The sequence below is a fragment of the Rhodococcus sp. NPDC059179 genome, assembly GCF_042754885.1.
GTDB lineage: Bacteria > Actinomycetota > Actinomycetes > Mycobacteriales > Mycobacteriaceae > Rhodococcus_G.
Genome location: NZ_JBHZBV010000003.1, coordinates 187,447 through 197,851, shown reverse-complemented (window position 1 = coordinate 197,851; position 10,405 = coordinate 187,447). Strand labels below are relative to the sequence as shown.

The 10,405-nt window shown below is 67.4% G+C and carries 10 protein-coding genes; 4 read left to right on the top strand and 6 right to left on the bottom strand.

Features of this window, described 5'->3' with window-relative positions; all coding sequences use genetic code 11:
* Positions 1-95: 95 nt before the first annotated feature.
* Positions 96-317 (top strand): MbtH family protein, encoded by a 222-nt coding sequence (locus ACFXMV_RS09340; protein ID WP_378502509.1) that lies wholly within the window; start codon positions 96-98, stop codon positions 315-317.
* 72 nt (positions 318-389) lie between these two features.
* Here the strand turns inward: ACFXMV_RS09340 and ACFXMV_RS09335 are convergent, their stop codons facing one another.
* Complete coding sequence (locus tag ACFXMV_RS09335; RefSeq protein WP_378502907.1) at positions 390-1,394, bottom strand: DoxX family protein; 1,005 nt, start codon at positions 1,392-1,394, stop codon at positions 390-392.
* 51 nt (positions 1,395-1,445) lie between these two features.
* Entirely contained in the window at positions 1,446-2,114 is a 669-nt protein-coding gene (locus tag ACFXMV_RS09330; RefSeq protein ID WP_378502338.1) for an SDR family NAD(P)-dependent oxidoreductase, read from the bottom strand.
* Between the two features lie 144 nt (positions 2,115-2,258).
* Here ACFXMV_RS09330 and ACFXMV_RS09325 point away from each other — a divergent pair, with 144 nt between their 5' ends.
* Positions 2,259-2,645, top strand: coding sequence for a winged helix-turn-helix transcriptional regulator (locus ACFXMV_RS09325; RefSeq protein WP_378502337.1), 387 nt, complete (start codon positions 2,259-2,261; stop codon positions 2,643-2,645).
* A 39-nt stretch (positions 2,646-2,684) separates the two neighbouring features.
* Here ACFXMV_RS09325 and ACFXMV_RS09320 read toward each other — a convergent pair whose 3' ends face one another.
* From ACFXMV_RS09320 to ACFXMV_RS09310, 3 genes are all read right to left on the bottom strand, one after another.
* Positions 2,685-4,433 (bottom strand): DUF222 domain-containing protein, encoded by a 1,749-nt coding sequence (locus ACFXMV_RS09320; RefSeq protein WP_378502906.1) that lies wholly within the window; start codon positions 4,431-4,433, stop codon positions 2,685-2,687.
* Positions 4,434-4,512: 79 nt separating this feature from the next.
* Positions 4,513-5,208, bottom strand: coding sequence for a GntR family transcriptional regulator (locus ACFXMV_RS09315; protein WP_378502905.1), 696 nt, complete (start codon positions 5,206-5,208; stop codon positions 4,513-4,515).
* 48 nt (positions 5,209-5,256) lie between these two features.
* Entirely contained in the window at positions 5,257-6,402 is a 1,146-nt protein-coding gene (locus ACFXMV_RS09310) for an acyl-CoA dehydrogenase family protein (protein WP_378502904.1), read from the bottom strand.
* A 194-nt stretch (positions 6,403-6,596) separates the two neighbouring features.
* On the opposite strand from ACFXMV_RS09310, the gene ACFXMV_RS09305 reads away from it, so the two are divergent.
* Together ACFXMV_RS09305 and ACFXMV_RS09300 are read left to right on the top strand one after the other, a co-directional pair.
* Positions 6,597-8,126, top strand: coding sequence for an aldehyde dehydrogenase family protein (locus ACFXMV_RS09305; protein ID WP_378502903.1), 1,530 nt, complete (start codon positions 6,597-6,599; stop codon positions 8,124-8,126).
* A gap of 9 nt (positions 8,127-8,135) precedes the next feature.
* Positions 8,136-9,032, top strand: coding sequence for an oxygenase MpaB family protein (locus ACFXMV_RS09300; protein ID WP_378502902.1), 897 nt, complete (start codon positions 8,136-8,138; stop codon positions 9,030-9,032).
* A gap of 79 nt (positions 9,033-9,111) precedes the next feature.
* On the opposite strand, the gene ACFXMV_RS09295 is transcribed toward ACFXMV_RS09300, so the two are convergent.
* Complete coding sequence (locus ACFXMV_RS09295) at positions 9,112-10,350, bottom strand: TetR/AcrR family transcriptional regulator (protein ID WP_378499566.1); 1,239 nt, start codon at positions 10,348-10,350, stop codon at positions 9,112-9,114.
* Positions 10,351-10,405: the final 55 nt, after the last annotated feature.

The window sequence follows — 10,405 nt, the reverse complement described above, 5'->3', positions numbered from 1 at the left end:
GGCAGACCCGTCCCCGAGCGCGAGAACCGCGACGGGGGCGCGAGATGACGTGAGAACAACCGCAGTGCAACAGTGTTGATGAGAGAGGTGGACAGGTGAGCAATCCTTTTGATGACGAGAACGGCCAGTTCCTGGTCTTGGTGAACGACGAGGGTCAGCACTCGCTGTGGCCGATGTTCGCCGAGGTGCCCGCCGGCTGGACCGAGGTGCACGGCCCGTCCTCGCGGCGGGAGTGCGTGGACTACGTCGAGGCGAACTGGACCGACATGCGCCCGAAGAGCCTGATCGAGGCGATGGCGGCGGACTCCGCGAAGTAGTCGCCGCGAATGGAGACCGGCCCCGGAACGTGCGTTCCGGGGCCGGTCTCGTTGGTGCGCGTGGCTGGCGTTCTAGCCGCTGAAGATGGTGAAGCCCTTGCCTGTGACGTCGTCCGGCTGCCCGTTGAGGTCGCCCAGGATGTTCTTGGCCGAGGTGTAGACGTAGGGCGGGAAGTGGATGGCGAGGCGGGTGACGATGCCGGTCCACTTGCTGGTGCCCTGGAGGATGGCAGGTCCGCCCGAATCTCCGCCCTGCATCGGGGCCCAGGACTGGATCAGCCCGCCGCGGGTCGCGGTGACGAACCCGCACTTGTAGTTGTCGGAGGTGGCGCCGTATCGGCAGATCTCCTGGTAGTCGTTCGGAACCGTCGGCGCTCCCGCGGCGTTGGTGTGCAGCGAGTTCTGGCGGAACACCACGGCGCCTGCGGCGTTCTTCACCTCGGTGGTGAAAGAGACGTTGGGGGTGAACTCGATGACCATGTAGTCGGTGTAGCCGCCGCGAGTGCCAGCCGAGCCGTCGGGTGGGAGCGTGTCGTCCTTGGAGACCCAGCGGATGTGGCCGATCGGCCCGTCGCCGACGTTGCGGTGGTCCCAGACGCGGTGTTCATTGGTCAGGGTGTGGATGCCCTTTTCGGGACCGACGATCGGGGTGAAGGTCTTGTTCCCGTCGGCATCGGTGTGATCGGGATCGTTGTTCTGGTTGTCGGGGTGGCGCTTCGGGTTGCAGTGTCCCGCGGTGATGCCGACCTTGCGGCCGGCGGAATCGGTGCCGACGGCCCCCAGCGTGCACCAGAATCCGTACTCCGTGTAGTTGTCGAACGTGATCTTGGTGCCGGGTCCGACGACCTTCGCGGGCGGGACTGCGGGGTCCGGAACCTGGTACGCATGGGCGGGCGCGGCGCCGAGCCCGAGAATGAGGGCGGCCACGCCGATCAGGCGCAGCGTGCCAGTGGAGACGTCTGCGACCCACGGCAGTTTCTCGGCGAGCGTGTCCTTGGCCTGGGTGGACTTCATCACCCCGGCCATTGCAAACATGACGGCCAGGATTCCTGCCACGATCCACAAGGCAACGTTCACAAAGCAGTTCCTTCATCCAGGGCGGGATGCGCCGGTTCAGGTCATGCAGGGTCAGGGGGTGAAGATCTTCGCGGCCTGGTCACGTTCGACATGCAGGTCCCAGTACAGCGGGGAGATTTGATCTGCGGAGGCGCTGGGCGTGCCCTCCGGAGCACGGTCGCCGATCCACGCCCCGATGGCTACATGCGCGGCCTGAATGCCGTCAGGCTCGAGCTCCTTGTGCAAGTTCAGCACCCACGAGCGCAGGGCCGCACCGGCGGTGTTGATGTCACCGAGCATCGGGGTGGGATCCACCGACCCGGCGCCGGTGGTGAACAGCAATGTGCCCGTACCTGCTTGCCGCATTGCGGGCAGCACCACGCCGGTGGCTGCGATCGCGCCGTAGACCAGGTACCGCATCTGCAGCTCCACATCCGCGGCGGTGAGCCTGCTGGGCGTGACGAACTTCGGCTCGGGCCCGCCCGGGGAATACTCGAGCACGTCGATCCCACTGAAGTGCTCCGCCGCGGCCTCGATGGCGCCAGTCAAAGAATCGGTGTCCAGGACGTCGGCCGCAAAGCCTCTGGCGGTGATGCCTTCAGCGGCCAGAGTCGCGACCCGAGAGTCGAGGTTGGTCTGGCTGCGGGAAAGCAGGGCCACGTCGAATCCGTGGGAGCCGAAGGTGCGTGCGATGGCCAGGCCCATGCCGGGCCCGGCGCCGACGACAGCGATAGTAGGCATGAAGAGAACTCCTTGAGAAGGACGGCATTTTCCCTGGACGGGACTGAAGCCGACAGTTACCAGTGTTTCCTTGGTAACTTTGGATAACCACATCCTGGTGGTCAAGGAGGCACTTTCGGGTGCCGTGGTTCTCGGGAGGTAACCATGCAGGTCAACGAGGAACTCAACCCGATCTGCGGCCAGGGCGCGGCCAGGGCTCGGGAGGTCCTGGACTTGGTCTCGGACAAGTGGTCGCTGTACGTCGTGGCCGCTTTAGGGCAAGGCCCGTTGCGGTTCAGTCAGGCCCGGCGGGTCGTAGTCGGGATCAGCCAGCGCATGCTCACCGTGACCCTGCGTCGTCTCGCGCGCGACGGACTGGTTACGCGTACAGTGACCCCCACGGTGCCGCCGCAGGTCACCTATGCGCTGACCGAGACCGGGCACAGTCTGCGTCTGGCCGTCCAGCCGTTGATCGGTTGGGCTTTCACCACCGTCGATGACATCGACGCCGCTCGCGCAGCCTACGACGCCCAGGTCGAAGAGCAGGCATGACCACGACTCCGTGGGTTGCCGGAAATTGACGGACACGCCCTAGTGGAATGTCGCACCCGAGCCGGTGAACCAGATTCGGTCGCTGCTGCGTCGGCGGGTGGGCAGCGTGAGGGCGTGTTGGCCGAGGTTGTTGTGGATGTGCATGATGGCGTCGGTCAGCATTTCGTAGCTCCACAGGCCTGCGGTCTTGAGTTGGTGATGCAGTACGCAGAGGCATTGCAGGTTCGCCAGGATGGTCCAGCCGCCGAGGGTGGGGTTGGCCTTGAGGAACGCGACGATGTGGTCGAGTTGGCAGTCGGCTGCGGGCACGGTGCATCCGGGGTGTCGGCAGGTGCCGTCGCGGAGTCTGACTGCGGCGGCGAGGAGATCCCTGGGTTGGTAGGTGAGGGCGCCCGGCGGTGGTTGGGTGAAGCCGCCGTGGCCGTCGGGGAATTCGGCGACGATCTGTCCTGGGTCGGTCAGGATCGCGCGGTAGAGGCCGTTGATCGTGGTGGCGGGTGAAACGAGGCCGGGTTGCGGGAGTTTGCGGCCGGGTAGTGCGAGGGTCCCGGCGGGCATGATCGCGCTCTTGAAGATGCGCAGACCCGGTCCGGGCGCCGCGGAACTCCCTGATTGTGGTGTGGGGTCGGGTGTTTCGGGTCCCGGCGGCGGTCCCGGCGGCGGTCCCGGCGGCGGTCCCGGCGGCGGTCCCGGCGCGGGACCGTCGCCGTCTCCGCTTCCACTGCCGTCGGCGCCGTCGCCGTCATCGTCATCGTCATCGTTGCCGGAACCGTCGTCATCGGCCGCAGCGATGTCGACGCCCGTACGAGAGTCGGCCGCTGCGGTGTCGCATTCACACCCTGCCTGCCTCCGCAGGCGGTCGAGTGTGGTTGCTGCGCAGTCCATCAGCGCCTGCCAGGTGGCGTCTTCGGCGAGGGTACGGGTCTGGGCGTGATCCAAATATCCGTAGCCGGCGAGGTAGCCCGGGTTGTCGCCGAGGCCGAGGAGGGTTTCGAGGCCGCACATGATGTTGACCCGGACCTGCGGCGGTGCGGGTTCGGGGTTGGCCTTGGCGGGGCACTGCGTGTGGGTGCAGTGGCAGGCGAGGCTGCGGTGGCCCTGGGTGATCGCGAGGAACGCGGCGACGCACAGTTCGTCGGTGGTCCGGGGATCCCTGAAACACACCGTCTTGGCGACCTCCGCGATCTGGGTGGTCACCGCCGTCATCTGTACGGCGGTCAGGGTCACCGACAGCACACCCATGCCGTGTGGACGCCGGTGTGTGCGGACCTTCGCGGTGGCCTCGGCTCCGCGGCGGGCCCGCTCCGCCCAGTTCGCGTCGTCCTCGATGAGCAACCGGTCGATCTCCACACCCAGGGGGCCGGGCGCCAGCCGGCGGGCGGCGACGGCGATGGTTGTGTCGAGGCGCTTGAGGGCGGCGAGGGTGGCGCCGCGGGTGTGTTCGGCGATCACCCGGACCTTCCGCAGGGAGATGTCCCCGGCGGTGAACGCGGCGGACACCGCGGGGACCCGTTCGAGGGCGTAGCCGAGGCGCATCAGGCCGGCGACCGACTTGAAGGAGGTGGACAGTTCGAGCGCGAGTTCGGCGATCGCGGACCGTTCCGCGGTGACGCCGTCGAATCGGGATCCGGGCGCGGCGGCCGCGAAGACGCAGCGGGAGTCGATGTAGCCCATGATCTGGCCGATCAAACCGGCGGCCGCGGCGTTCTCGGCGCGGGCGATCGCACCGACCGCGGCGAGCAGGCCACGTTCGCGGTCGGTCACCGTCATCTCCGTGGTAGCCCCCACTGCCAGCACCCCCCGGTTCGCTCGTATGTTCGAGTCTACTCGGGAATGGCTCGGACGCAAGGGTTTCTGATGCCGGCGTTCAGTCCCAGATCCCCACTTCTTCGAGGTGCTTGATCAGTCGCTGCGCGCCGTCGACGAAGTGGGCCTTGGATTCGCGGCCGGCCTCATCCGCGTTCCCCGCGGCCATCGCCGCGATGAGCCGGTCATGGCTTGCGACCGCGGCATCTCCCCAGCCCTGGTCGGCCGAGTAGAAATGCACCGGCGTGTACCGGGTCGCATTGAGCAGGAATCGAGAGAGTTTCGCGGCGCCTGCCAGCCGATTCAGGATCCGGTGGAAGCCGAACTCGAGGTCCTCGATCCGTGCGGTATCCGAATCCTCCACGGCACGTGCCAGTTTCGCGTTGATCGTCCGGAGCTCATCGAGGGCCTCAGTGCCGATGGCTGTGGTGGCCCTCGCGGTCAGCTCCTCGGCGATCTGCCCCTGCAGCCAGAACACGTCCTCGATGTCGCTGCGGCTGAGCGCGGCGACGACATATCCGCGGTGCGGGACCAGCTCCACGAGGCCCTCGCTGCGCAGCGTCAGCAGGGCCTCGCGGACGGGGGTGACGCTGACCCCGAGCTCGGCTGCGGTCTCGTCGAGGCGGATGAACTCGCCCGGCCGCGCCCCGCCCGACATGATCAGGTTGCGGACGTGCACCGCGACGTCGTCGGAGAGTTGGGGGCGGCGACGCAGCGCGCGCGGCTCCGACTGGCGTGGTGTGGCGGACGAGGTCATCGAATCAATCTCCTTCTGACGGCAACCAGCTTAAACGCCGGTCAGTGCCTACAAGCCGTACGTCTTGCCGATGATGTCGCGCTGGATCTCGCTGGTGCCGCCGAAGATGGTGGACACCAGAGCCCCGCGGACGTGCTTCTCCATGTCGAACTCGGCGGCGTAGCCGTAACCACCCATCATCTGCATGCCCTCGAGTGCGACCTTCTTCGCGGTCTCGGTTGCCTTGAGCTTGGCCATCGACGCCTCGCGGGCCAGCATCTTGTCCGGGTTGGCGTCCGCCTCACGGGCCACGCTGTACACGAGGAGTTTGGTGCACTCGATCTCGGTGGCGAGATCGGCGATCCGGTGCCGGAGCGACTGGAAGGTGCCGATCGGTCGGCCGAACTGCTTTCGCTGGGTGATGAACTCGAGGGTGTCATCGAAGGCCCTCTCCGCGGTGCCGAGGATCATCGCCGCCAGGATCAGTCGCTCGAAGTTCAATCCGGTCATCAGCTGACGCCACCCGTTGCCGACCTCGCCGACCACCGCGTCCTCCGGCAGTACGCAGTCGGTGAAGTACAGGTCGTTCGTCTCCTTCTGGCCGCCCATCAGCTCGATCGGGCTGATCTTGAGCCCTTCGGTGTCGGCGGGCACGTGGAACATGGTCATGCCCTCGTGCTTGTTCTCGCCGCGACTGGTGCGCGCCACCAGCAGGATGTTCTCCGAGATGTGTGCGTTGGAGCACCAGGTCTTCTGGCCGTTGATCAACCATCCGCCCGAGGTCTTCTCGGCCTTGGTGCTCAGGTTGCCGACGTCGGAACCCGCCTCGGGCTCGGACATCGAGATCGATTGCGATGCGCCGCGGACGATCCCGCGCAACACATTGTCCTTCTGCTCCGGAGTGCCGAACTTGTTGTACGCGCCGCCGGTGATGAGGGTGGGCCCGATCGCGCCGATCGGAGCCATTCCCCGATGGGACTCCTCGAGCAGGATGCACATGTCGACCATGGTCGCGTCGGAGCCGCCATACTCCTCCGGAATGGTCAGCCCCAACCAGCCGAGGTCGGCCATCTTCTCGTAGATGCCCTGGTTGTGGTTGTGCTCGCCGTGGTTGGTGAGCTGGTTCCGCTTCTCGCGGGTGCCGGTCTCGCGCTTGCAGAAGTCGGCGACGGCCGTGGCGAACGCCTTCTGCTCTGTGGTGAATTCAACGCTCATCTTCGTGGACTCCCGCTGGTCGGTGGTCGGCGCCCTCGCTGTGACAGCTGCGCAGTTCGCCTGGGATCGGTGTCGATGTGGTCTTGTCGGCGGGGCTGTTGCCGCCTAATGTGATGTCCACAACACTACATCACATCAAATATATTTGATGTGAAGCATTTCGAATGTGATCGCGGCGACGAAGGGAACTGTCCATGCCCCAGCAGGCGGCCAAGAAGCGCGAGCTCACCGAGACGGAGGCGTCTCCCGCCCCTTCGGTGGTGATCGAGTCGCTCGACCCGCGTACCGACCAGGTCATCGCCGAATACCCGGTCGCGGACGCATCGGAGGTCGCGAGGGTGGTCGACCGGGCCCGGGCCGCCGCCCGCTGGTGGGCGTCGCTGGGCTTCGACGGACGCAAGAAGTGGCTACTGGACTGGAAGAAGGCGATCGCCTCCGACGCGCAGGCGCTGGCGGCCGTGATCTCCCGTGAGACGGGGAAGCCGCCGGGAGACGCACTGCTCGAGGTCATGCTCACCGTCGAGCACCTCGATTGGGCGGCCCGCAACGCCGCCAAGGTGCTGGGCAGGAAGAAGGTGCCCGCCGGGTTGGTGAGCGCCAACCAGGAGGCGACCGTCCGCTACCAGCCGCTCGGCGTGGTCGGGGTGATCGGGCCGTGGAACTACCCGCTGTACACGCCGATGGGATCGATCTCGTACGCGCTGGCGGCCGGCAACGCGGTGGTCTTCAAGCCGAGTGAGCTGACGCCGGGCGTCGCGGTGTGGATCGCCGACAAATGGCGGGCGCTGGTCCCGAACCAGCCTGTGCTGCAGGTGATCACGGGAGATGGTGGCACCGGGGCCGAGCTCTGCCGGGCGGGTGTCGACAAGGTCGCTTTCACCGGTTCGACGCCGACGGCGAAGAAGGTGATGGCCCTGTGCGCGGAGACCCTGACCCCGATGGTCGCCGAGTGCGGCGGCAAGGACGCGATGCTGGTGGGCGCCGACGCGGACCTGGAGGAGGCCTCCACCTTCGCCGTCTTCGGTGCCATGGGCAATGCCGGCCAAACCTGCGTCGGCGTCGAGCGGATCTATGTGGCGGACAAGGTGTTCGACGCCTTCGTGCAGAAGGTCACCGAGAAGGCGAAGCGGCTGCGCCCAGGTGGGGCCGCGGATTCCTCGTACGGGCCGATGACGATGGCCCGGCAGTCGGAGGTGGTGCGCGGACAGATCGACGACGCCCTCGCCAGGGGCGGCCGCGCGGTGCTCGGAGGCCCGGAGTCGATCCGCGGGCCGTTCGTCGAGCCGGTCATCCTCGTCGATGTCCCGGAGGACTCCGCCGCCGTCCGCGAGGAGACCTTCGGCCCCACGGTGGTGATCAACAGGGTCGCCGACCTTGACGAGGGGGTGTCCAGGGCGAACGCCTCGAGCTACGGGCTGGGCGCCTCGATCTTCACCCGCGACCGCAGGCGGGCGGTGGCTGCGGCCGAGCGGCTGAGGGCCGGAGTCGTGACGATCAACTCCGTGCTGGGCTTCGCGGGGGTGGCTGCGCTCCCGTTCGGTGGGGTGGGGGAGTCGGGCTTCGGCCGGATCCACGGCGCCGACGGACTCCGCGAGTTCAGCCGCGCGAAGTCGGTGGCCAGGCAGAAGTACAAGGCGCCGCTGAACCTGTTGTCGATGGAACGCAAGCCCCGCGACATGAAGATCGCCGCCTGGTTGCTCAAGACGCGGCACGGCCGGAGCTGAGGGGGCACCATGTTTCTGATGAACGAGAGCTCGTCGACACCGCGCGGCAGGCACGGCTGGCTACGCCGGATCGAGCAGCTGGATCCGGTCGCGGACCATCAGGAGATCCTCCGGATCACCGCCGGCTTCGAGTTTCCCTGGGACTACCAGCGGTCGCTCGAGTTCGCGCTGTTCCGGACCTACTGCGTGCCGACGATCTCCGCTCTGCTGCGCAAGACAGGTGAATTCGAGAAGCGGCCGCAGAAGCGCTACGACGACACCGCGCTGCTGATGGCCGAACTCGTCGAGCACGGCTACGACTCGCCGCGGGGGACCGAGTCGCTGCGGATGGTCAACCGGATGCACGCCAAGTACGACATCGACAATTCGGACATGCTGTACGTCCTGAGCACCTTCGCCTTCGATCCGCTGGACTGGATCGACCGCTACGGCTGGCGCAGGCTGCACCCGAACGAACGCCTCGCGTCCTTCCACTTCTACCGGGCGGTCGGGCTGCGGATGGGGATCAAGGACATCCCCGCGAGCTTCGAGGAGTTCTACCGTTTCAAGGCCGAATACGAGGCGGAGCACTTCAGATACACCGAGGACAACCACATGATCGGGGTGTACACCCGGGACCTGTTCTGCTCGTGGTTTCCGCGGCCGGTTCGGCCTGCCGTGCGGCAGGGGGTCTACGCGATGCTGGACCAGTCGATGCGCTCCGCGTTCGGCTTTCCTGCGGCGCCCGGCTGGATGACCGGGCTCGCGCAGGGCGGATTGGTCGCCCGGTCCACGGCGGTTCGGCTGCTGCCGCCGCGCAGGCGCTCGAGTGCCTCCAGGGACCCTCACAATCGGACGTACCCGGGGTACCCGATCGGCTACCGGCCGAGCGATCTCGGCGTGGACCAGGACAACGGTCGGAGCTGACGGCCGCTGCATCGCGCCCGTGGTCGCGTGCAGCGGGGAGCTGCGGTGGCGCAGATCTGTAGCGTGCGAAGCCTCCGCGTCAGCCGTGTAGCACCGTCAGCATCAGGGTCTGCATCCGGCCGCGGGCCGCCGCCCCGGTGTCGAAGTGCATCAGCCTGCCGACGTCGAGGGTCTGGCCGAGGGCGGCGTGCACCAGGAACCTGGCCTCGACCGCGGACAGCTCGGGCCGGACCGCGGTGAGCAGGTGGACCCACTCCTCGACATGCAGGCGCTGCACGTTGCGTAGATTCGTGCGCTCGTGCTTGGGCAGGTTCCCGATCTCCGCGAAGTACACCGAGAGCACCTCGGGATAGCCGAAGGCCAGGTCGATGTAGGTGGCAGAGAGCCGACTCAGCGCCTCCTCAGGGTCGGCGGAGGCGCCGAGCGCGGCCGCCGTCGCCATCGCCAGGCGGTCGGCGGCCCGGTGGAACGCGGCGGCCAGCAGGTCCGCCTTACTGGGGAAATGTCGGTAGACACTCGAGGCGTTGATGCCGGCGGCGGCGCCGATCTCCTCGATGCTCGATTCGTGGTAGCCGCGATCGTTGAAGATCTTCACCGCCTCTGCGAGGAGGAGTTCGCGCTTGGAGGTCACGGCGAGGCCGCGCGCGGCCGATGGATTTTCGATGGTGGTCAGCGCGGGCTCGGCCGCGGCCAGATCGCACCGCAACACCGCCCACGCGGTGCGCAGCAGTAGCTTCTCGATCCGGCGGTTCGCAAGCGCGGCGCGGTGGCCGGTGATGCTGCCGATCACGCTCAGCGCGGCGGTCGAGAGGATCACCGAATCGCGTTCCGTGACATCGGGACGCAGCTCGAGCAGGGGCCGCGCGATGTTCTGGGTCACCGCGCCGAACTCGGCGCGCATCAGGTCGCGATCGGTGGGACGGAGGTAGCGTCCCTCCCAGCGGTAGAGCCCACCGGTCTTCCGGTTCTCGACGGTGGTGCTGATCAGCGCCCGCAACACGCGGTCCAATTGCCCCTCGGGTGTGGGGTCCGGATCGTCCTGGCCGACCTCGCGGGCGCCGTCGGACGCCGACCGCAGCCCTCCGACGGTGCTCATCGCGGCATGCACGAGCAGCGCGTACTTGTTGGGAAAGTGGCGGTAGAGGGCCGGGCCGGAGATTCCGAGGGTGGCGGCGATGTCGTCGACGCCGACGGCGTGATAGCCCCGTTCGCTGAAGGCCTGTGCCGCCACCAAGGCGATCTGCGCCTTGCGGTCCTTCGGTCGTCGCCGAACGGATGCGGCGGCCGAAACCGACGGGCCGGTGGTCGTCTGGGGCATCGACGTCTCCTGACTTCGGTCCCCACATCTTAACCGAGAGTTCCGGGGCTCCGAC

What these genes read in the sequence shown, in the direction of transcription:
- ACFXMV_RS09330 (WP_378502338.1), bottom strand. Translation starts at nt 2,114, where the DNA reads ATGCCTACTATCGCTGTCGTCGGCGCCGGGCCCGGCATGGGCCTGGCC.
- ACFXMV_RS09325 (WP_378502337.1), top strand. Translation starts at nt 2,259, where the DNA reads ATGCAGGTCAACGAGGAACTCAACCCGATCTGCGGCCAGGGCGCGGCC.
- ACFXMV_RS09315 (WP_378502905.1), bottom strand. Translation starts at nt 5,208, where the DNA reads ATGACCTCGTCCGCCACACCACGCCAGTCGGAGCCGCGCGCGCTGCGT.
- ACFXMV_RS09310 (WP_378502904.1), bottom strand. Translation starts at nt 6,402, where the DNA reads ATGAGCGTTGAATTCACCACAGAGCAGAAGGCGTTCGCCACGGCCGTC.
- ACFXMV_RS09305 (WP_378502903.1), top strand. Translation starts at nt 6,597, where the DNA reads ATGCCCCAGCAGGCGGCCAAGAAGCGCGAGCTCACCGAGACGGAGGCG.
- ACFXMV_RS09300 (WP_378502902.1), top strand. Translation starts at nt 8,136, where the DNA reads ATGTTTCTGATGAACGAGAGCTCGTCGACACCGCGCGGCAGGCACGGC.
- ACFXMV_RS09295 (WP_378499566.1), bottom strand. Translation starts at nt 10,350, where the DNA reads ATGCCCCAGACGACCACCGGCCCGTCGGTTTCGGCCGCCGCATCCGTT.